At 41.0% G+C, this 22,435-nt stretch carries 19 protein-coding genes; 16 read left to right on the top strand and 3 right to left on the bottom strand.

Annotated features, from left to right (window positions below):
• The first annotated feature begins 81 nt into the window (after positions 1–81).
• The 8 genes from CSUNSWCD_RS04560 (at position 82) to CSUNSWCD_RS04585 (ending at position 9,909) form a co-directional block, all read left to right on the top strand.
• On the top strand, positions 82–1,101 hold the full coding sequence (locus CSUNSWCD_RS04560; RefSeq protein WP_009494494.1) for an IS1595 family transposase: 1,020 nt from the start codon (positions 82–84) through the stop codon (positions 1,099–1,101).
• 32 nt (positions 1,102–1,133) lie between these two features.
• Positions 1,134–1,307, top strand: a complete 174-nt coding sequence (locus tag CSUNSWCD_RS11250; protein WP_009494496.1) for a hypothetical protein — start codon at positions 1,134–1,136, stop codon at positions 1,305–1,307.
• Between the two features lie 14 nt (positions 1,308–1,321).
• Complete coding sequence (locus tag CSUNSWCD_RS11995) at positions 1,322–1,663, top strand: type I restriction enzyme HsdR N-terminal domain-containing protein (RefSeq protein ID WP_425277322.1); 342 nt, start codon at positions 1,322–1,324, stop codon at positions 1,661–1,663.
• A gap of 77 nt (positions 1,664–1,740) precedes the next feature.
• Positions 1,741–3,771, top strand: coding sequence for an HsdM family class I SAM-dependent methyltransferase (locus CSUNSWCD_RS04565; protein WP_009494498.1), 2,031 nt, complete (start codon positions 1,741–1,743; stop codon positions 3,769–3,771).
• Positions 3,771–5,165 (top strand): restriction endonuclease subunit S domain-containing protein, encoded by a 1,395-nt coding sequence (locus CSUNSWCD_RS04570; RefSeq protein ID WP_009494500.1) that lies wholly within the window; start codon positions 3,771–3,773, stop codon positions 5,163–5,165. Before CSUNSWCD_RS04565 ends, CSUNSWCD_RS04570 begins: the two co-directional genes overlap by 1 nt.
• A gap of 27 nt (positions 5,166–5,192) precedes the next feature.
• Complete coding sequence (locus CSUNSWCD_RS04575; RefSeq protein ID WP_009494502.1) at positions 5,193–6,212, top strand: AAA family ATPase; 1,020 nt, start codon at positions 5,193–5,195, stop codon at positions 6,210–6,212.
• 14 nt (positions 6,213–6,226) lie between these two features.
• The gene (locus tag CSUNSWCD_RS04580; RefSeq protein ID WP_009494504.1) at positions 6,227–9,322 is read left to right on the top strand and encodes a type I restriction endonuclease subunit R; all 3,096 of its coding nucleotides are present in this window, start codon (positions 6,227–6,229) and stop codon (positions 9,320–9,322) included.
• A 158-nt stretch (positions 9,323–9,480) separates the two neighbouring features.
• Positions 9,481–9,909: an EamA family transporter gene (locus CSUNSWCD_RS04585; protein WP_009494507.1), complete on the top strand. Its 429-nt coding sequence runs from the start codon at positions 9,481–9,483 to the stop codon at positions 9,907–9,909.
• Between the two features lie 139 nt (positions 9,910–10,048).
• Here CSUNSWCD_RS04585 and CSUNSWCD_RS04590 read toward each other — a convergent pair whose 3' ends face one another.
• A complete protein-coding gene (locus CSUNSWCD_RS04590; protein WP_009494509.1) occupies positions 10,049–10,510 on the bottom strand; it encodes a methylated-DNA--[protein]-cysteine S-methyltransferase in 462 nt (153 codons plus the stop codon).
• An 86-nt stretch (positions 10,511–10,596) separates the two neighbouring features.
• Here CSUNSWCD_RS04590 and CSUNSWCD_RS04595 point away from each other — a divergent pair, with 86 nt between their 5' ends.
• The 3 genes from CSUNSWCD_RS04595 to CSUNSWCD_RS04605 all read left to right on the top strand — a co-directional run bounded on the left by CSUNSWCD_RS04595 (position 10,597) and on the right by CSUNSWCD_RS04605 (position 15,317).
• Positions 10,597–13,323, top strand: coding sequence for a bifunctional aconitate hydratase 2/2-methylisocitrate dehydratase (locus tag CSUNSWCD_RS04595; protein WP_009494511.1), 2,727 nt, complete (start codon positions 10,597–10,599; stop codon positions 13,321–13,323).
• A 462-nt stretch (positions 13,324–13,785) separates the two neighbouring features.
• Positions 13,786–14,397, top strand: coding sequence for a trimeric intracellular cation channel family protein (locus CSUNSWCD_RS04600; RefSeq protein WP_009494514.1), 612 nt, complete (start codon positions 13,786–13,788; stop codon positions 14,395–14,397).
• Between the two features lie 68 nt (positions 14,398–14,465).
• Positions 14,466–15,317: a YwqG family protein gene (locus tag CSUNSWCD_RS04605; protein WP_009494516.1), complete on the top strand. Its 852-nt coding sequence runs from the start codon at positions 14,466–14,468 to the stop codon at positions 15,315–15,317.
• 171 nt (positions 15,318–15,488) lie between these two features.
• Here CSUNSWCD_RS04605 and acpS read toward each other — a convergent pair whose 3' ends face one another.
• Both acpS and fliL read right to left on the bottom strand, forming a co-directional pair.
• Positions 15,489–15,842: a holo-ACP synthase gene (gene acpS / locus CSUNSWCD_RS04610; protein ID WP_009494520.1), complete on the bottom strand. Its 354-nt coding sequence runs from the start codon at positions 15,840–15,842 to the stop codon at positions 15,489–15,491.
• Positions 15,839–16,372, bottom strand: a complete 534-nt coding sequence (gene fliL, locus CSUNSWCD_RS04615; RefSeq protein WP_009494522.1) for a flagellar basal body-associated protein FliL — start codon at positions 16,370–16,372, stop codon at positions 15,839–15,841. Before fliL ends, acpS begins: the two co-directional genes overlap by 4 nt.
• 202 nt (positions 16,373–16,574) lie before the next feature.
• On the opposite strand from fliL, the gene CSUNSWCD_RS04620 reads away from it, so the two are divergent.
• From CSUNSWCD_RS04620 to CSUNSWCD_RS04645, 5 genes are all read left to right on the top strand, one after another.
• On the top strand, positions 16,575–18,296 hold the full coding sequence (locus CSUNSWCD_RS04620) for a PBECR3 domain-containing polyvalent protein (RefSeq protein ID WP_009494524.1): 1,722 nt from the start codon (positions 16,575–16,577) through the stop codon (positions 18,294–18,296).
• A 169-nt stretch (positions 18,297–18,465) separates the two neighbouring features.
• The gene (locus CSUNSWCD_RS04625; protein WP_009494526.1) at positions 18,466–18,711 is read left to right on the top strand and encodes a hypothetical protein; all 246 of its coding nucleotides are present in this window, start codon (positions 18,466–18,468) and stop codon (positions 18,709–18,711) included.
• A gap of 430 nt (positions 18,712–19,141) precedes the next feature.
• Positions 19,142–19,615: a Cys-tRNA(Pro) deacylase gene (ybaK, locus tag CSUNSWCD_RS04635; RefSeq protein WP_009494528.1), complete on the top strand. Its 474-nt coding sequence runs from the start codon at positions 19,142–19,144 to the stop codon at positions 19,613–19,615.
• Between the two features lie 68 nt (positions 19,616–19,683).
• The gene (locus CSUNSWCD_RS04640) at positions 19,684–21,084 is read left to right on the top strand and encodes a phosphomannomutase/phosphoglucomutase (protein WP_009494530.1); all 1,401 of its coding nucleotides are present in this window, start codon (positions 19,684–19,686) and stop codon (positions 21,082–21,084) included.
• Between the two features lie 3 nt (positions 21,085–21,087).
• Complete coding sequence (locus CSUNSWCD_RS04645) at positions 21,088–22,431, top strand: mannose-1-phosphate guanylyltransferase/mannose-6-phosphate isomerase (protein ID WP_009494532.1); 1,344 nt, start codon at positions 21,088–21,090, stop codon at positions 22,429–22,431.
• The last annotated feature ends 4 nt before the right edge of the window (positions 22,432–22,435 follow it).

Consider the following 22,435-nt stretch of genomic DNA (forward strand, 5'->3'; position numbering starts at 1 on the left):
GGCTCTGTATGAAAAATGTATTGCTATTTAAGGTTTAAAATGCTATGATACCATCAATAAAACAAAGCAAAGGCGGTAAAAATGACAACTAATAAAGCAGAACTAGAAATAATAAAACAACTTTTTAGCACTCTAAGCGATGATGACAAAAAATCTTTTTTAAAATCTATTAAAGACAATCAGCAGATAACCGAGAAACTAAACTTCACAAGAGAGCTAAAAGAGTGCCCTCATTGTAAATCTACACATTTTAAAAAGAATGGAACAACTCATAGCAAACAAAGATATTTTTGTCATGATTGCAAAAGGACTTTTGCCATTACAAATGATACTATTCTTTTTAGCACCAAAAAAGATTTATCTGTTTGGCAAAAATACATTCATTGCATGATTGAAAAATACTCACTTAGAAAGACTGCTGAAATTTGTGGAATAAATTTAACAACGGCATTTAACTGGCGACACAAAATCCTAGATGCACTCCAAAACATGATGAAAGAAGTTGAACTTGATGGAGTAGTAGAAGCTGATGAAACATTTTTGCCTATCTCATACAAAGGCAATCACAGAAATTTTAAGTTACCACGTTTATCATATCAAAGAGGAACGCCAGCTAGTAAGCGTGGTTTATCAAAAGAACAAGTCTGCGTTCCTTGCGTTGTTAATCTAGGTGGCTTATCGGTTGCTAAAATCTCAAATCTAGGTAAGCCAAAGTTAGCTGATCTGCAAAGAGTAATAAGTGGCAAGATAGCCAAGGATAGTGTCTTTGTAACCGATGCTCTTAGATCATATATCAAGCTATCAAATGATATGGAGCTAAACCACATTAGAATTCCGCGTAAAAAACGAAGTGTAGGAACTTTTAACATTCAAACTGCTAATAGCTATCACAGCCATTTAAAATCAATGCTGATTTATACTTTCAAAGGCGTATCGACCAAGTATCTTAATAACTATCTTGTCTATCATAACTTTGTCAATTTTGCAAAAGAGAGTAGACAGGATAAAGAACAGATACTTTTTGTTCATATACTTAATACTGATTGCGTAAGCAAGGTTGAAAGTTTAAGAGATAGACCTGCAATACCTCTTGCGTCGTAAAATTAGTTATAAAATTAAATTAGGAAAAATAGATGGCAAAAACAATAGATGAAATTTTTGAAAAAGAAGAATCAAAACACTTGTCTCAATTAAAAAAAGAAGATATAGAGTGGCTAAATAGCCAAATCAAAGAACGTGCGGGGGGGGTGCAGGTATTGAGTGTATTATTCGTGGCAAAAATGATAGTGGAGACTATTTTAAATTAACGCCCGAAGAGATAATTAGACAGTACTACGCACACCTCTTAATTGAGAGATATGGGTATTCTAAAAACAAAATAAAATTTGAAACCCCAGTTATTTTTGCAGGAAAAGAAAAAAAAGATGAAAAAAGAACAGATATTGTTGTTTATAACAAGGACAATGATGCTAAGATTGATTTAATCATTGAAGTAAAACGCCCTAAAATTAAAGATGAAAAAGCTATTGATAGTATAGAGGCTACTTCTGCATTTGAACAAATGCAATCTTATTGTCGTGCATTACAACCTAAAATAGGTGTGATCGCAAATGGTGATAATCTTTTAAAATTTTACGAATTTCCAAAAACGATGAAGAGCTAAGTATAGATAAATTTCCACGAAATGGTGAAGATATAAACGAATGGAAAGAAAACCGTAGATTTACACTAAAACAACTTATGCAGGTTGATAGATTGCAGACCGAAACACTAAAAGATATTATTCTAAAGGTTGAACAACGATTTGGTGCAAACGATTCAAGCGATAAAGCATTTGAAGAGATTTTTAAGTTAATTTTTATCAAACTATATGACGAGATTAAATCCAGCATTGATGCAGATACGATAGCTCTTGATATAGATAGACACAATATTGCACTTAAAGATATTGATGATTCAAAATTTAGAACGATGGAATTTAGAGTTAGAGAGATTGATACGCTTGATGATATTCAAGATAAGTTTAACGAGTTATTTAAAAAAGCAAAGGCTAAATGGAATGGAGTATTCCCAAAAAATTCTGTCCTAGATATGGGTCAAGCTACTTTAAAATCTTGTGTAAAAGAATTGCAATATGTAAAACTTTTTAACTCTAATCTTGAGGTGGTCGATGAAGCATTCGAACATCTAGTAAATAAAAATCAAAAAGGTGATATGGGGCAGTATTTCACACCACGCTATGTAATTGATATGTGCGTAAAAATGTTAAATCCAAAGCCCGATGAAAAAATGATTGATACTGCGGCTGGAAGCTGTGGCTTTCCTATGCACACTATTTTTTATGTGTGGAAACAACTTAATCCAGAGGCACCTAATTTATTTACAACAAGAAGTAGAACATCAGAAGAGCTTGAATATGTCGTAAATAATGTATTCGGTATTGATTTTAGTGAAAAATCTGTTCGTGTTGGAAGAATGTTAAATATCATTGCTGGAGATGGACATACAAATGTGATTGAGCTTAACACGCTTGATTATTCAAATTGGAAAAAATCATACACAAGCATTGAGAAATGGCAAGAAAAATATCAAGCAGGATTTTTAAAGCTTTCTGGTATGAGTTCAAATTCAAATACACACGATGATAAGAAAAGGTTTCACTCTTTTAAATTTGATATTTTAATGGCAAATCCACCTTTTGCTGGTGATCTTGACAATAAAGAACAATTTAAAATTTATGAGCTAGGGAAGAATTCAAAAGGCAAATTACAAAACAAAGTAGGAAGAGACATTTTGTTTATAGAAAGAAATTTAAATTTTTTAAAACCTGGTGGGCGTATGGCAGTTGTCTTACCACAAGGTAGATTTAACAACGCCAATGATAGATATATCCGTGATTATATTGCAGAGAAATGTCGAATACTAGCGGTAGTTGGACTGCATGAAAACGTCTTTAAGCCGCATACTGGAACTAAAACCAGTGTGTTATTCGTGCAAAAATGGACTGATGAAAGGTGCGGTTATCCAAATATTTGTCCTAAACCAGCATCTGATGAAAATGGCGACATTGATTATCCTATATTTTTTGCTACTATGCAAGAACCTAGCAAAGACAACTCGGGAAATAAAATATATGTTAATGAAAATTATGTTAGATGGACTAGTTATGAGTATGAAACAAAAGTTTCTTATATTAGAAAATCCGACAAGGCTGAAGTTACACGAAGCGAATACGATCTAGCAAAGAAAAAATCGGATTATAAAGTAAAAATAGAAACTCATAAAAGCCTAAATGAACATAAAACTAGTGATAACAAAGAATTGTTTATCAAAGATAATTTTGTGGCAGAATTTGGAGAACTGGGCTTGCATAGAAAGTGGATACTTAAAAACGTTGAATTTAAAGATAAAGCTGCCGATAGCAATGAAATTTTAAGTATTGAAGAGTTTCTAAATTTAGATGAGCATATAAGAGGAAACTACAAAGAAATTCCTATTATTGGAAAAAATACCAAAGCACCTATATCACTAGATGAATATAACTCTTTAGACAAGTCAATTCAAAAATACTATCTTGTAGCCGAAGACATAGCAGAGGTTACTAAACGAGTTAAAGATACTCACGGACATATATTTGTAAAGCATGATTTATTTAACCATGACCCTAATATGCAAAATCCAAATCCAAACAATATTTATAGTAAAAATGGAATTGCAGAAGCATTTATAGAATTTGCAAAAGCCCAAAATCTAAGTTTTTGGAGTGAATGATGAATCAAATTCTACAAGCAAAATATCCAAATTTGGAAGTAAGTATATTTAACTATAAAAAAGTTAAAGAACATTTTATTTTTGGCTCAGATTTTAATAGCAATAAAAAGGAAAATGCACTTAAAATTTTAAAATCAGAAAACAAAGTAAGTGATTATTTTGAGCTATCGAACCAAAATGTTTCTTCGTTAAATGAGGCTGCTTTTGTTTATGACTTAACACATTCAATAGAAAATTTTATGGAAGAAGTAAAACTTTCATCAAGTATTCAAAGTAATAAAAAAATAGCATTTGCTGGAGATTTTGTTATTTCAAGATTACGTTCGTATCTTAAAGAAATGGCTGTAATACAGCCAAAAGATTACAAACAGCTGTTGTCAACAGAGTATCTAGTTTATCGTCCAAAAACAGATAAAATTTCAAGCAATACCCTAATGGTATTTGCATTAACCAGATATGTTCAATCTATTCTAAATTGCAGCCAATATGGAACAGAACACCCGAGATTTTACGAATTTGCCTTTAATGAGTTACCTTTGCCAGATGTTCTTTTTAAGTTAAATTCAAAAATTGAAGCTTTGATGCAAAAAGCATATAATTTACGTGAATCAAGCAATGATCTATATAATCAAGCAGAGAATGAATTGATAAGATACTTAAATATTGATACAAAACAAGAAATAGGTGATAATATTGCAATAAAACCTTTTTTAAAAAGCTTTGGAAAGACTGGCAGACTAGACGCTGAATATTATCAATCAAAACACGACAAAATAATACAAAAGCTTGGAGCATTTGGAACAATAGGGGATAAATGCACTATTTACGATAAAACATATATGCCACAAGATGATAAAGAGTACGCGTATATAGAATTAGCAGATATTGGTAAATTTGGCAAAATTATAAATGCCCAAAAGCTAATAGGCTCACAACTTCCATCTCGTGCAAGAAGGCTAATTAAAAAAGGTAATATTTTGGTTTCTTCTATTGAGGGGTCATTAGATAGCTGTGCGTTAGTAGATGACAAATTTGATAATGCTCTTTGTTCAACTGGCTTTTATGTTATAGATTCAGCATATTACAACAGTGAAACAATACTGATTCTTTTAAAATCAAAGCCCATTCAATCACTACTTAAAAAAAGTTGCTCAGGAACTATTTTAACAAGTATTAGAAAAGAGGACTTTTTAAATATTGCATTGCCTTTTATAGATGGCTCTATTCAAGAAACTATAAAGGAAAAAGTTGAAAAATCTTTTAAGCTTAGAAATAAAAGCAATCTAATTCTTGATCATGCAAAGCAAACAGTAGAAATAGCAATAGAGCAAGGTGAAAATATTGCCACACATTACCTAGAAAGAGAAATTAAGGCACTAAATATAGATATTTAAAGTATTTGTTTTTTGATACTTTAAAGAATGTTCTCTTTTTTAATATCTAACAAACAATACATTTTTCATACAGAGCCAAATTTAATAGAACCAAGAACTGACGAAAATGACTACTCCGATAAAAAGAAAATTATTTATTACAATGCCTTTACGCAGGATTTATTTTATTGGAATAATGATACTGAGCCGAAATTAAAGATACAGCCAAATTCTTTTACTAGATGGATATTTGAAGAACAAGGATTAGATAGGGAAGTTATTGATACTTTTCAGTTTTATGTAGGCAAAAAGCTTGAACCTAAATTTGATGCAGAATTTTCAGAAGTTTCTTTTTCTTTTATAGATGACAATGCCTCCGAAGATAATATTAAAATTTCAAAAGGAGAAGAAAGTATTTTTGTTTGGAGTATTTTTTATGTATTAATAAAACAAGTAATAGATGAATTAAATATTGCTGAAGTAGACAACCGATCAACTCACGAATTTAATGATCTGGAATATATATTTATAGATGATCCAGTTAGTTCGCTGGACGAGAACAATCTAATAGAAATAGCTGTTAATTTAGCTGAGAGAATAAAAGGGAGCGAATCTGATATAAAATTTATCATTACTACGCATAATCCTCTATTTTATAATGTTTTGTACAATGGACTAAAAGCCTATAAATTTGTTTTAAAAAATAATGAAGACGGGGTATATGTTTTAGAAGAACAAGAAAACGATTCGCCCTTTGCTTATCATCTGTATTTAAAAGCCGAGATAGAAAAAGCCATTGAGAGCAATCAGATCAAGAAATATCATTTTAACTTTTTAAGAAATGTTTTGGAAAAGACTTCTACTTTTCTTGGTTATAAAAGCTGGGGCGATCTCTTGCCTGATACTCCTGGCAGTGATTCAAGGCCATATGAATCAAGATTGATTAATATTTCAAGCCATTCTAAGCATTCTGCTGAAGAAAGTACTGAGCCAACTGATAATGACAAAAGGGTGCTAAAATTTTTAATGCAGGAAATTAACTCCATATATCATTTTAATAGCAACTAGCAAAGGAAAAACAAATGACACAAACTAAACCAATAGCAGAATCTCCAAAATTTATCGTCCTAGACGAATATGAAAAGATAATCCAGCCGTCAACCTATCAGAGTGAAGCTGATATGGAGCGCGAGCTGATAAACGACCTTGTTGCACAAGGCTACGAGTATGCAAAAGATATAAACTCGCCCGCAAAGCTACTAGAAAATTTAAAACAGCGACTGGAAAGTCTAAATGAGGTTAAATTTACGCCTTCTGAGTGGACTAGACTGCTTGGCGAATATCTCGACGCACCAAACGACGGCGTGAATGAAAAAACTCGTAAAATCCAAGATAATCACATTTATGATTTTGTTTTTGATGATGGGCATATACAAAATATCTACCTTCTCGATAAGAAAAATATCGCGCGAAATAGCGTGCAAGTCATTAATCAATTCGAGCAAACGGGATCGTTTGCCAACAGATACGACGTTACTATCCTAGTAAACGGCTTGCCGCTCGTGCAAATTGAGCTTAAAAAGCGCGGCGTGGCGATAAGAGAAGCGTTCAATCAAATCCACCGCTATGCCAAAGAGAGCTTTAATGCGTCAAATTCACTATTTAAATACCTGCAAATTTTCGTTATCTCAAACGGCACGGATACGCGCTACTTTGCAAATACTACAAAGCGCGATAAAACTAGCTTCGATTTTACTATCAACTGGGCGGATTCTAAAAATTATCCCATCAAAGACATAAAGGACTTTACTGCGACTTTTCTAGCAAAAAATACGCTTTTAAGCATACTGACAAAATACTGCGTATTTGACGCGAGCGATACCTTGTTAATCATGCGTCCATATCAGATCGCAGCGACCGAGCGTATACTGTGGAAGATAAATAGCTCACATCTTAGCAAATGCTATGCAAAGCCGGAGGGCGGCGGCTATATCTGGCATACGACAGGATCGGGCAAAACTCTAACCAGCTTTAAGGCGGCAAGGCTCGCTACTGGGCTTGATTTTATAGATAAGGTCTTTTTCGTAGTAGATCGCAAGGATCTAGACTATCAGACGATGAAGGAGTATCAAAAATTTCAAAAAGATAGCGTAAACGGCTCCGCAAGCTGCGCCGAACTAAAACGAAACACGGAAAAAGAGGACGGTAAAATAATCGTAACGACCATACAAAAGCTAAATAATCTGATGAAAAGCGAAAGCGAGCTGGCCGTATATCAAAAGGAGGTCGTTTTTATATTTGACGAGTGCCATCGCTCGCAGTTTGGCGAGGCGCAGAAAAATTTAAAGAAAAAATTTAAGCGATTTTTCCAGTTCGGTTTTACTGGTACGCCGATATTTCCGCAAAATGCGCTAGGAGCGGAGACGACGCAAGGCGTATTTGGAAGCGAGCTTCACTCGTATATATTAACCGATGCTGTGCGAGACGAAAAAGTGCTTAAATTTAAGGTTGATTATAACGACGTAAGGCCTAAATTTAGAGAATTTGAGACCGAAAAAGATGAGCTAAAACTGAGCGCTGCGGAGAGTAAAGAGGCATTTTTGCACCCTGAGCGTATAAAAGAGATTTCGCAGTATATCCTAGACCATTTCAAACAAAAAACGCACCGCCTAAACGCAAGTGGCAAAGGCTTTAACGCTATGTTTGCAGTAAGCTCTATCGAGGCCGCAAAGCTTTATTACGAGGCGTTTAAAAATTTACAAAAAGATAAAGAGCGACCGCTAAAAGTAGCGACGATTTTTTCATTTTCGCAAAACGAGGAGCAAGGCGTTGCGGACGAGATAGCGGACGAAAATTTTGAGCCAGAGACGATGGATATGAGCTCAAAAGAGTTTTTAAATGCGGCGATAAAAGATTATAACGCCTATTTTAGGACGAATTTTAGTATCGATGGTAGGTCGTTTCAGGACTATTATCGTGACTTAAGCGAGCGTATGAAAAAGCAAGAGATCGATCTGCTTGTAGTCGTGGGCATGTTTTTAACAGGGTTTGACGCACCTACCTTAAATACGTTATTTGTGGATAAAAATTTACGTTATCACGGGCTTATACAGGCTTTTTCACGTACGAATAGAATCTTAGATACCACTAAGACCTTCGGCAATATCGTTACTTTTAGAGACTTGCAGCAAGCTACGATCGATGCCATCACGCTTTTTGGTAAAAACAGTACCAAAAACGTAATTTTGGAAAAAAGCTATAAGGAATATATGCAGGGCTTTACCGATGCTGCTACCGGCGAGGCCAGACGAGGATTCCTAGAAGTTGCGAGCGAGCTTGAGACACGCTTCTCAGATCCTAGCGCAATAGAAACGCAAAAGGATAAAAAGGATTTTGTTAAGCTTTTTGGCGAGTATCTTCGCGTAGAAAATGCTCTGCAAAACTATGATGAATTTGCAGCATTGCAGGCTTTACAGGAGATAAATTTAGATGACGAGAATGCAGTGCGTGAATTTAAAGAAAAATTTTATCTAAGTGAAGAGGATTTGCGGGAGATGCAAAGCATAAAAGTGCCTAGCGTGAGAGCACTTCAAGACTACCGCTCTACCTACAACGATATAAGAGACTGGCTAAGAAAAGAAAGAGCCGGCGAACAAAAAGAGGCGCAAAAGATAGACTGGGACGACGTAGTCTTTGAGATTGACTTATTAAGGTCGCAGGAGATAAATTTAGACTACATTTTGGGGTTAATATTCGAGCACAATAAAAAGATTAAAGATAAGATCGCGCTTACCGAAGAGATCCGCAGGATCATCCGCGCTAGCCTAGAAAATCGCTCAAAAGAGGGGCTGATAGTAGATTTTATAAACGGGACCGATTTGGATGCGCTAAAAGATAGAGCCGGCGTCGTGGAGGCATTTTTTAAATTTGCAAAAGGCGAGATGAACCGCGAAGCAAAAGAACTGATTGTCTCGTTAAATTTAAATGAAAATGCTGCAAAAAGGTATATTAGCGCGTCGTTAAAACGCGGATATGCTAGCGAAAGCGGAACTGATTTAAACGAAATTTTACCTAAAATGAGTCCGCTAAATCCGAAGTATCTGAGCGTGAAGCAAAATGTTTTTGAGAAAATCGCCTTTTTTGTGGATAAATTTAAAGAAGTTGGCGCTGAGGTTTAAGGTGATTTTTGGTTCAAATTTGCGGCATTAAGATGTCAGTAAAACCAGTATAAATTTGATCGCTTTGCAGCTTTTTCTTATTTTTTCATTTTAAATTTTGTACCCTTTTGAGCTAAATTTACCGTAAAATTTGACTATAATTTCGCAAAGGATAAATCATGCAAGAGTGGGCTTTGTGGGCGCTAGCTTCGGCGGTTTTTGCCGCGCTTACGGCGATTTTCGCCAAAGTCGGGCTTGAGGGTATCGACTCAAATTTCGCGACTTTTATCAGGACGCTAGTTATCGCTGCGGCTCTGGTTTTGTTTCTCACGTATGCTAAAAAGTGGCAGCCCCTTGGCGAGCTTGGCGCGCGAAACTGGCTGTTTTTGACGCTTAGCGGACTGGCTACCGGCGCGTCGTGGCTGGCATATTTTAAGGCGCTTCAGATAGGCTCAGCGTCGCAGGTAGCGCCGATAGATAAGCTTAGCGTCGTTTTGGTCGTTGTTTTTGCGGTTATGTTTTTGGGCGAGCGCCCGAGCGTCAGAGAGTGGATCGGTATCGCGCTGATCGCTAGCGGCGTGTTTACGCTGGTTTTTGCGGATAAATAGTTTACGCGTAAATTTGATTTGAGTTAAATTTACTAAAATCGGCGAGCATAAAAGCTCGCGTCAAATTTGTACCCATCAATCACAAATTTGATATATACACATTGTTAAATTTCAACCGCAAAAGTGCAAGCTATCAAATTTAGCCCTTAAATTTAGCTTCATGCTCCAAAAGCCAAATTTTAGTCGCTAGCCCTTCGCCGCCGCTGTATCCGCCAAGGCCGTTTGAGGCGACGACTCTGTGGCAAGGCACGATGATTGGGATTTTGTTTTTTGCGTTTGCCGAGCCTGCCGCGCGAAACGCCCTTGGCCGCCCAGCCATCGCTGCGAGCCCTGCGTACGTGACGCGCTGCCCGTAAGCGATCTTTTGCAGATTTTCGTAAACGCACCTTTGAAATGCCGTGCCGCCGATATTTAGACGCGTTTTAAAGGTTTTAAGCTCGCCTTTAAAATAATCCTCAAGCTCGCTTAAACAGAGCTTTAAATTTACGTCCGTTACGTCCGTGCGGACAAAATCTCGCACGAAATTTATCTCGCAGACTCCGCTCTCGTCGCCGCAAATCTCCAAAACGCCGATAGGCGAGTTAAAATACGCTTTTTGCATCGTAATTCCTTAAAATCAAGTGCTTAAATTTAGCCAAATTTCGCTTTGTTTTGCTAAAATTACGTAAATTTTAATAAGGATAAACGATGGACTTTTTTACCGAATACGAAAAACACGTAAAAGAGCGCGAGGCCCTGGGCGTGCCGCCGCTACCGCTAAACGAGGAGCAGACGAGGGAAGTCTGCGAGCTTTTAAAGCTTGAAAGTGCGCACGAGAGGGGGGCTGGCGGCGAAGCAGCGACCTCCGCAAAGCTAGATGAAAATCAAGAGAGGGTAAAGCGGCTCGTAAATTTACTCGCAAATTGCGTAAATCCGGGCGTGGACGACGCGGCAAAGGTAAAGGCGGAGTTTTTAAACGAGATTATAAATCATGGGCTTGAGATAAGCGGCCTCGACGAAATCGGCGCCGTAAATTTGCTGCGACCGATGCTTGGCGGATACAGCGTCATCGTGCTGATTGAGAGCCTAAAAAACGCCGACGAAGCCGTAGCGCAAGCTGCCTGTAACGCGCTAAAAGAGACGATTTTCGTGCATGATTATTTTAACGACGTGGCGCAGCTTGCAAAAAGCAATAAATTTGCGCTAGAAGTGCTACGCTCGTGGGCGGAGGCTGAGTGGTTTAAAGCGCGAGAGAACCTGCCTAGGCGTATTAGAGCGGCGATCTTTAAGGTGGCTGGCGAGACAAACACCGACGATCTAAGCCCAGCCAGTGAAGCCTACACGCGCTCAGACATCCCGCTACACGCAAACGCGATGCTGGTTAAGCGTCAACCAGGCAGCCTAGAAACGATCAATGAGCTCAAAAAAAGCGGGCTCGAGGTCGTATACGCAGGCGACGTCGTAGGTACGGGCAGCAGCCGAAAGAGCGGCATAAACTCCATCCAGTGGCACCTCGGGCGCGAGATAGAGGGCGTGCCGAACAAAAAAACGGGCGGAATCGTGGTAGCAACGGCGATCGCACCGATATTTTTTAACACCGCCGAGGATAGCGGCGCGCTACCGATAGTTGCCGACGTGAGCGCGCTAGAGACGGGTGATGTAGTGGATATCTATCCGTACGCGGGCGAGATTTTCCGCGTCGGGCGGGTAAATTTGAATGCCGAGGGTAAATTTGACGGAGTAGAAATTTGCGGCGAAAACGGCGGTAAATTTACAAACGGCGACGAAAATTTAGACGCAAACGCCGAGCCTAGCGGCAAACTCATCGCTCGTTTTACGCTTGCGCCAAATACGATATTTGACGAGATCAGGGCGGGTGGGCGCATACCGCTCATCATCGGCCGCTCGCTTTGCGCTAAGGCTAGAGCGGCGCTAAATTTGGGCGAGGAGGATATATTTGCAAAGCCTGCGCAGCCACAAACGGACGAGAGTGAGGGCTACACGCTAGCCCAAAAGATCGTAGGCAAGGCCTGCGGCGTGCCGGGCGTTAGAGCCGGGCAGTACTGCGAACCCGCGACGCTAACCGTAGGCTCGCAGGACACCACAGGGCCGATGACTCGCGACGAGATCAAGGAGCTAGCAAGTCTTGGATTTTCAGCTGATTTCGTGCTGCAGAGCTTTTGCCACACGGCGGCCTATCCAAAACCTAGCGACCTTGAGACGCAAAGGACGCTGCCTAAATTTATGAGCTCGCGCGGCGGAGTGAGCCTGAGGCCGGGCGACGGCGTAATACACTCGTGGCTAAACCGCATGGTGTTGCCCGACACCGTGGGTACTGGCGGCGACAGCCATACGCGCTTTCCTATCGGCGTGAGCTTTCCTGCGGGCAGCGGACTGGTGGCGTTTGCGGCTGTGTCTGGAGCTATGCCGCTAAATATGCCGGAGTCCGTGCTCGTGCGATTTAGCGGGCGACTGCAAAAGGGCGTGACGCTGCGCGATCTGGTAAACGCGATCCCGTACTACGCGATCAAGCGCGGGCTACTCACGGTCGAAAAGAAGGGCAAGAAAAACGTATTTGCGGGTAAAATTTTAGAAATCGAGGGGCTAGAAGAGCTAAAAGTCGAGCAAGCCTTTGAGCTAAGCGACGCCTCGGCCGAGCGCTCTGCAGCGGCTTGCGCGGTAAATTTGAGCGAGCAAAGCATCTGCGAATACATCCGCTCAAATGTCGCTCTCATCGAGGCGATGATAGAGGCCGGGTATGAGAGCAGGGCGAGCCTGGAGCGCCGCGCGGCGAAGATGCGCGAGTGGCTGGCAGCGCCCCAGCTGCTAAGGGCCGATAAAAACGCGCGCTACGCCGAAGTGATCGAGATAAATTTGGACGAGATAACAGAACCCATCCTAGCCTGCCCGAACGACCCGGACGACGTCGCGACCCTGAGCGAAGTGCTAGCTGATAGCTCGCGCCCGCACAAGATCGACGAGGTGTTTGTGGGTAGCTGTATGACCAATATCGGCCACTACCGAGCACTCGGCGAGGCTCTGCGGGGACTTGGGGCGCTACCGACTAGACTTTGGATCGCGCCGCCAACAAAGATGGATCAGCGGCTGCTGGAGGCAGAGGGCTACTATGATATCTTTCGCGCGGTGGGCGCTCGCACGGAGGTGCCTGGCTGTTCGCTTTGTATGGGCAACCAAGCCCGCGTAAATGACGGCGCGACAGTGTTTTCGACCTCGACGCGAAACTTTGATAACCGCATGGGTATGGGCGCTCGTGTGTATCTTGGTAGCGCCGAGCTAGCGGCCGTTTGCGCCGTGCTAGGTAGACTACCTGGCGTGAGCGAATACATGAACATCGTGCCCCAAAAGCTTGCTGGCAAAGAGGCGCAAATCTATCGGTATCTAAATTTTAACGAGATAGAAAATTTTAAAATTTAATTTTTCGGTGCAGTAGCGTATTTAGCACCGGCGTATATACTACTTTAGATAGTTTGGACGGCTGGCGTGTCGCATTTTCACGCTTGCGCGTCTAAACGTCTTTGCAGCGGTAATCTTACGGACGGCGACTGCGCTGATCGACTAGCTTTTAGGCTAGGCAAATTTTGCGGTAAGCAGGCTGCGCCAATATTATCGGTATAGCCTAAATTTAGTCCAATGGGGTCTGAATAAGTGTGCGAGACGTTAAGCGGTAAATTCTTGTAGCTCGTAGGTTAAAGTCGTAGTCTATATGCCGCATAAAATGCGTTTAAATTTTGCTCTTTTTTACGTAAATTTTTGCTTCTTTTTTTCGGTGCCTACTTTAAACAAACCGTACGCTATTTACGAATTAAATATTATTTAAATTCAACTGCTTTTTTATTTTAAAAATGTAAAATCTCGTTTAAAAACTTAAGGTTAAAAATGACTGCGCTCCTCGTCGCCGAATACATCGGCATCGCCTCGGCAGCCACTAGTGGATTTATCTTTGCGGTTAAGCGCGACTGCGACTGGCTGGGTATATTTATCGCTGCGCTTCTAACCGCGCTTGGAGGCGGATTTATGCGCGATGCTATCGTCTCGCGCCCGCCGTATTCGTTCACGCACTACGCTCCGTGCATCATCGTGATGGCGATGCTCTTTCTTTCGGCGTTTTTGCGCCTACACAAGCGAAGCGACATCGAGAAAAAATTCCTTTTCGTCACCACCGATGCCGTGGATCTGGTGAGCTTTTCTATCGTCGGGGCGATCGTGGCGCTACAGTTTGGTTACAACGTCTTTGGCGTAGTGCTGCTCGCACTTTGCAACGGCGTGGGCGGAGGCATGATACGCGATGTGCTTTTTAACGAGATCCCTTGGTGTCTTAAAACCGGGCTTTACGCGACTGTTAGTATTGTCGTGGGACTGCTTTATTTTGCTATGGATTACGCCGGGCTTACTAGCGTTTTTTGGGTGATGGGGCTTTTGACGTTTGGTATCGCGTTTAGGCTTGCGGCGTATTATCTTGGCTGGCATTTGCCGACATTGCAGAAGTAAAATTTGACTAACTTTTTGCTGCGATGGGCTAAAATTTAGAATTTGCGGGTAGCCTTAAAGGAGAAAATATGAATTTGCAAAATTTACGCGCAAGATATGAAAAATACGGACTCGGACGTTTATTTGAGGAGATAAAAAGTTATGCTAAAAATGCGGTGGAAATTTCGCTAAAAGCAAGCGACGATCAGCAAATACCGATAGGCGCGTCAAAATTTGGCGGATCGCCCGATCTACCGCGAAACGAGCCGTGGCCCGTAAATGAGCAAACCGGCGAGCCGCTTCGTTTTATAGCGCAGATAAATTTTAGCGAAGTTTTGGAGTTTGATACTCAAAGCGAGTTGCCGGGTCGCGGTATGCTTTATCTCTTTTACGATTGCACCGGGATGCCGTGGGGATACGATCCAAAAGACGGCGCTTTCAAAAAGGTGATTTATGTGGAGGATGCGAGCGAGCTGGAACGCAAAGTCGCGCCGTTTGAAAGCGACGAATCGTTTGTGGCGACTTCTTTAAAATTTGCAAATACGACCGAGTTGCCGGATTTGGAGAGCGATTTGGTCGGCGATATCGAGATGAGCGATGACGAAATCGACGCGTATTGGCAGATGGCGGATGATTTTTGCGATCAGCGCAGTGAAAATAAAATTTTAGGACATTCTGACAATATCCAAGGCGGTATGGAGCTAGAGTGCGAGCTTGTAACAAGCGGCTTTTATTGCGGCGGGGATGAGGATTATAGCGGGCCGGAGTTTGAAAAATTGCGGCAAAATATCGGCGAGTGGACGCTACTACTACAAATCGGAAGTAACGACGAAAACGAGATGATGTGGTGTGATTGCGGTAAAATTTATCTGTGGATCAGAAAAAGCGATCTACGCGAGAGGAAATTTGATAAAAGCTGGCTAGTGCTGCAGTGCGATTAAATTTGCGGCCGCAGTTGGGTTTGCGGGACTGAATTTTGGTAGCGTAAATACTGCAATGCCTAAAAACGGTGTCAAATTTGGCTCGTGTTTGCCGAGTAAAAATATGAAGCCTGAAGCTGGTTGCCAAATTTGGGAGAAAATAGGCTAATTTCTAAATGAAATTTAAAAAAATCAATCCGCTTTTTGCAGTATTGCAGCGGCGATAGCAAAGCCGCCGTCGTGACTTATGGTGATTTGCGCGTCTTTTAGGTTAAAGTTTTTGATGATTTTTTCTGAGAGCTTTACTTTGGGGGCATTTTTCTCGTCTTTATAAATTTGAGCGTCAAAGAACGAAAACTCAGCCGAGATCCCGCAGCCAAGAGCCTTGCTGATAGCCTCTTTAGCTGCGAAAAATCCAGCTATCGTAGCGTCCGTTTTTGCGATATTTATCTCTTCATCGTTTAAAAAATATCTCAAAAAATCCTCGCCTCGCCGCTCTTTAAGCCTTGAGATTCGCGAGATCGCTACGATGTCTATGCCGATCATTGCACCACAAAGTCGGTAAAGTAGATATTTTTTATATGACCGTCGGCCAAAACCTCGTTTAGGCGGTCGACTATCTCGTCTTTTAGGCGGTTTTTACCTTTTTGAGTGCTGACTTCCTCGTATGTTTTAGACGATAGCGTAGAAACGACGATATCTCTTATTAGCGGCTTTTTCTTGTCGATTTCAGGCGTTAGCGTCTCGGCGCTAAGCTCTAGATCGACCTTTGTTTTTAGGTATCTCGAACCGCTTTCGCTAAGCAAATTTACGATAAACTGATCAAGCGGATAAACTGGGCCCATATTTACATAATCGTTTGATCGCTTGCCTGCCGTATTTTTAGGTGCTGCGGCTTGGACTTGCTCGGTTTGAACCTGAGCTGTTTGCGCTTGCGCATTCTCTTCATTGCCGCCCATTAGTAAGAACGCCAAAAGTCCGCCGACCACCAAAAGAAGCAGTAAAATAACAATGATGATGATGAGAACCAGCCCGTTTCCCTTTTTGCCTTGATTTTCTGAAATTTCTTCAGCCATCTATTCTCCTTAAATTTTTAAATATAATTATATCTTAAATTTTCTTTTTCCCAAAACCATGCATTTTGGAGCCTTGAAATGCTTAATTTTTTGAGGCATTTTATTTTTTAAATTGTTAAATAGCAACCATTATTAGTATACTATTCCTAGCATTTTCTGTGCCAAAGTATATTTAGCTTTTAAAGTAATGGCTAGAAACCGTATGGTAAATAAGCTAAAATCCCGCATACCTTATCTAGGCAATAACCAAGCCCTAAAAAACCACATCGCAAATGCGCTAAGAAATGCGGGCGATCTAAATGTAGTGATTAAAAATATCGACGCTATCCCTAAAGAGAATATGGATAGCCTAACAAAAACAGGGCTTGAAAAATTCAAAAACGAAATAATCCCTGAGGTAAGACAGATCATAAAAGAAACGCAAGGCGAAACAGCCGAGCAAGGAAGTAAGCTAGAGCAAGCCGGAGCAAAGCAAGAAGCCGTAAAGGGCGAAGCTAAAAATCAACAATTTAACAATACAAATGTAGATTATACTTCAGCCGTAAAAAATATCGTCGAAAGAAAGGAATTAGCCTTGAGGCTAGACCCAAAGGCCGATATATTATCTGCCGTTAAGGACTTTTCTAAGCCGATAAAAACGCCGATTTTTACTTCCAAAATTTCAGTCGATAAGATGCTAAACCATTTGGCCGATAAGATTGACGGCGACAGGAGGCTAGAATACATAAATTTAGTTAAACCGACTCTGGAAAAACCGCTGTTTATTACTCAAGAAAGTATAAGCGGCGCGCAAAGATTTAGATTTTTCAAAACTTTTATAGACGAAAAAGATAAGGTTGTAAAATTTTTAAACGTCGTAGAGGATAAAAACGGCGAACTAATCGAAATAACCGCTACGCCTATTAAAAATACAGATTTAAAAAACTTACTGAAAGGTAAAGTGATTTGGGGTGGGGACACACTCTCCGATCTAAGCACCCCACAAACAGCCAAACAAGGATCGGAAGCTGATAAGGCTATTATACCACAAAATTCGGCTAAAAACGAACTGGAAATAAAAACCTATGCTAACCCTCACGTAGGAGCAGGCCTAGCGGGCGGAACTCTAAACGCTAAAGACGAAAACGGGAACTTTGACGCGGAGAAATTCGCTAAAGGTTTTATATACGGGCTTTTTGGCTCAAAGGTAACGGCGGCTACCCTAAAAAAGACGAACCCTAAACTATACGATCAGATAGTAAATGTCGGGAAAGATAAAGCGGGTAAAGAAAAAATATCAAGTTTCGTAAACAAACTAAAGCAAGACGAGCTAGGCAAGCTACTACAAAAGACTATAACGAATAAAGACCTAAGCACGAAAACAAAAATAGAGATAATAGAGGCGGCAAAAGGTAGATACGCTCAGGCAATAAAAAACGAACAAACCAAAAAGGCGATAGAAGCTAGCGCGCAAAAGGGGCGAGATATGACGCCTATCGGCAGAGAGAATCTAAACGCGGAGATAGTAGAATACGTGTGGAACTCAAAGAAAACTATTGCCGTAGATAAGCTAGATGCTAAAAGGGCTAAAGAGTTGAATTTTAAACATCCGCAAGATGTAAGGCGAACCATAGGCGCAGACGCCGTAACTCACGTCATCAATAGGCACGGTAAAGATAGTGATCTAGTAAAAAAGAGCGGGCAAAAACCCGTAACCTTTGAGGATATTGCAAAATGGGAGGAGTATGCCGATAATGCGTCGATAAGCGCGGTTTCAAAGGATAAATCAGGGCAGGAAGTAGTAGTTAGCGGTAGGCAAATAAACGGCTACTACGTAATAGTCGAGGAAATTAAGAAAAAAAGAAATGAGCTTGCGTTTAAAACAATGTTTTTTGAAAAAGGAGATATAAAAAACTACAAAGGCTTCGCGCTGGGGACGGACTAAGTCCGCTCTTACCCGCTCGGGTTACGAGCCCGAAATAAAATTAGACCCCACACATACGCGAAACCCTTAGGGATATTATACCATAAAATTTAAAGGTTTAGAATAAGCTAGATACGGGCAAATAAGGTGAAAAGAGATAAAATAAAAAATCAAAAAGGAGAACGACGCAATGAAACAAAACGTAAAAAATATAAAAGGCATAGAATTTGTTTGTATGTATTGTCAGACATCCATATCGTTTGTGTTTGAAACACATAAGGTTTTTCTAAATGAGTGCCCTAACTGCGGTGCGGAGTGGCTACCTCAAACGCTAAACATAGAGGCGATGAGAAACATTAAACATACTCTAAAAACGCTAAGAGAAGCAAGCGGAGCGGATATTAGCTTGATATGTGACGATATTGAGATAAAATAATACAAAGCAACGAAATTTAACAATCAAATCCCCTTTTTTAAGGGGTACCCCATATTTCCCAAAAAATGCGGTAATTTTTGGGTAATTTTTCCGATTTTCCCCAAATTGTGCAAATTTTGACACTATTTTTCTATAATTTTCCCCAAAACTAGGTAGATTTGACACTGCCACTTACGCGATAATCGCTCTAAACCATACGAAAAGGAGCAATTATGGCAATCACAAGTACGGGCTATCAAGCCCCTGCAACATCCAGACAAGGTTTAAAACCTTCGGTCTACGACAAAATCATTTTAACATACTTGTTCACGGCTGGCAATACCTTGTGTGCTTTTAAATGTTATCTTTTGTTTATTGGTTTATCACTTATACTGTTTTTTAAGAACTTATGTTATATTTATGCCATAAATTTTTTAAAAATAGGAAAGCAATGGTACATAAAACAAATGCCGCGAGGTTTTTAGACGGTAAAAATATCCCCTACGAGCTAGTTGAATACGAAGTGGACGAGAGCGATCTAAGCGCCGTTCACGTAGCTGCCGTTTGTGGCGAGCAAATAGAAAAAATATATAAAACCATCGTCTGCGAATGCGAGCCTAGAGGCTATGTCGTAGCTTGCATACAGGGCGATTTGAGCTTAAATTTAAAGGCTCTGGCTAGACTTAGCGGGCATAAAAAATGCGAGCTTTTAAACTTAAGAGAACTTGAAAAAGTGACTGGCTATATCAGGGGTGGCTGCTCGCCGATAGCGATGAAAAAGGCGTTTGAGACGTTTTTTGACGAGAGGATTTTAAAGCAAGACTACGTCTACGTAAGTGCCGGGGTGTGCGGAAAACAGATCAAAATTGCGCCTCAAAGCTTGGTAGAAGCTGTCAACGCAAAGCTTGGAGATGTCGCCGTTTAGTAAAATTTAACCCAAAAATGCTAAAATACGCCGTCTTAATGTAAAATAAATTTAAAAAGGTAAAATTTATGATAGATGAAATTTTTAGAGAATATGATATACGCGGTATTTACGAGCGTGATTTAAATGAAATCAGCGTCAAAGCGATCGGGTTAAATTTGGGTCGAGAGATGCTACGCCGAGGCGCAAAAAACGTTAGCGTAGGATTTGACGCTAGACTAAGTGCGAATGAGATTTTCGGCTGGCTAGTTAGCGGGCTAAATTTGGCTGGGATCAAAGTCTACGATATCGGCTTGCTACCGACTCCGGTAGGGTATTTTAGCGTGTTTACGGACAAATTTGACGCAAATATAATGATAACCGGTTCTCATAATCCAAAAGAGTACAACGGCTTTAAAATCACGATTTTTAAAGATAGTTATTTCGGCGAGGATTTGCAAAAGCTAAAAATCGCCGTACTGGATGATATCACGGCAAAAACGCAAATACCTGATGATCTGAGGGCTGAAAAATTCGATATCGCGACCCCTTATAAAAATTTTCTTATAGAGCAGTTCGCGCATCTAAAAGCCTTACCGCTTAAAATCGTCATTGACTGCGCAAACGGCGCAGTTGGAGCGGTACTGCCCGAAATTTGCGAGGCGTTAAATTTGGATGCGAAAATTTTATATCCACAGCCCGACGGCAACTTCCCAAACCATCACCCAGATCCAAGTGAGGAGAAAAACTTAACCGATCTAAAATCTGCGCTAAAGGGCGAATTTGACATAGGGTTTGGCTTTGACGGCGACGGCGACCGTATCGCGGTTTTAACCAAAAAACGCAACATAAAAGGCGACGAGCTAGCCTATCTATATAGCCTCGCGATGAAAAATCCGCGAGTTCTCGGCGAGGTCAAATGCTCGCAAAATATGTACGACGAGATCGACGCTCACGGCGGTAAAAGCTTCATGGGCAAGACCGGCCACAGCAACATCAAAAAGGCGATGAAAGAGCTAAATATCGACATGGCGGCCGAAGTGAGCGGGCATATTTTCTTTAAGGAGCGGTATTTTGGCTTTGACGATGCGACATATGCGATGTTTCGCGCGCTAGAGCTGGTCGCAAAGGGCTTTAACCTAGACGGTGAGCTAGATAAACTGCCAAAAGTCTTTAGCACCGACGAGATCAAGGTAAAGACGACTGACGCACAGAAATTTAAGCTTGTGGCAAAGCTAAAAGAGGTTTTGGTTGAAATTTACGAAAATGGCGACGCGCAAAATTTGCTAGCAGGCCTAGGTAAAATAGCCGAAATCATCGACATAGACGGTGTTAGAGTGAGGTTTGAGGATGGTAGCTGGGCGCTAGTACGAGCCTCAAATACGACGCCTGTTATCGTTACGAGATTTGAGACCAAGGATCAAAATTTACTGACGCGGCTTCAAGAAACATTTTTAAATTTGGTCGAAAATTTAAAGCAAAAGGCGTAAAAAATGACAAACGTTATACTTTGCGGAGGTTCGGGCACGAGGCTTTGGCCGTTATCGCGAACATTGATGCCAAAGCAATTCATTAGGCTTTTTAACGAAAAATCGCTCTTTGACCTTACGCTTAGACGCAACGTGTACGCGCAAAAAACGATCATCGTTTGCAACGAGGCGCACTACTTTTTGGCGCTTGACGAATGCGGTAGTAAAAAAATAGATAAATTTATTCTTGAGCCATTTGGTAAAAACACCGCCGCGGCGATTACTTTTGCGGCGCTTTGTTGCGATGAGGACGAAATTTTGCTCGTTACTCCGAGCGATCATTTGATCGAGGAGGAGGCCGAATACAAAAAGGCTCTTTTGATCGCGCAAAGCTATGCAAATCAGGGTTTTTTGGTGACGTTTGGCATAAAACCTAACGAACCAAACACGGGCTACGGCTACATCAAGGCCGATAAAAATGGTGACGTAGAGCGATTTATCGAAAAGCCCAACCTTGAAACCGCGACGAAATTTATAAAAGAGGGCGGATATTATTTTAACAGCGGTATGTTTTGCTTTAAGGCGGGCGTGTTTTTAAGCGAGATGAAAAAATACGCGCCAAGTATCGTAAAAGACGTTACTGCGGCGATAGAGGGCTCGGCGGACGAACCGAATTTGCTAAAAATAAGTCCGAATTTTATGGATAAGATCGAAGATATCAGCATCGACTATGCGCTAATGCAAAAAAGCTTAAATATCAAAATGGTGCCGCTGGATGCGGGCTGGAGCGATATGGGCAGCTTTGATGAGCTGAGTAAAAAGATAAAAAACGAGGGCGAGTCGTTGCAAATTGGCGCGAGCGAAAATTTCATCCTAACTAAAAAACCGACCGCACTAGTAGACGTGCAAAATTTGCTCGTAGTAGACACCAAAGACGCGCTTTTGATCGCTAAAAAAGGTAGCTCGCAAAAGGTAAAAGAGGTTTATAAGCACTTTTCAAATTCATTGCCTGAAATTTGCGAAACGCACACGAGCGTATATCGTCCGTGGGGCAGCTATGAGGTGCTGGGTGAGGGTAGCGGCTACAAGATGAAAAAGATCGTGGTTAAGCCCGGCAAAAGGCTGAGTCTGCAAAAGCACTTTAAGCGAAACGAGCACTGGGTCGTCGTCGAGGGCGAGGCGTTAGTAACGATAGACGGCAACGAAGCACCACTAAAACAAAACGAGTCGATATATATAAAAAGCGGGCAGATTCACCGACTGGAAAATACGGCAAACTCCGATCTCATCGTCATAGAAGTGCAAACGGGCGAGTATCTGGGTGAGGACGATATAGTTCGTATCAGCGACGACTACGATAGAAAGTAGCGGC

This window comes from Campylobacter showae CSUNSWCD, assembly GCF_000313615.1.
GTDB classification, from domain to species: domain Bacteria; phylum Campylobacterota; class Campylobacteria; order Campylobacterales; family Campylobacteraceae; genus Campylobacter_A; species Campylobacter_A showae_A.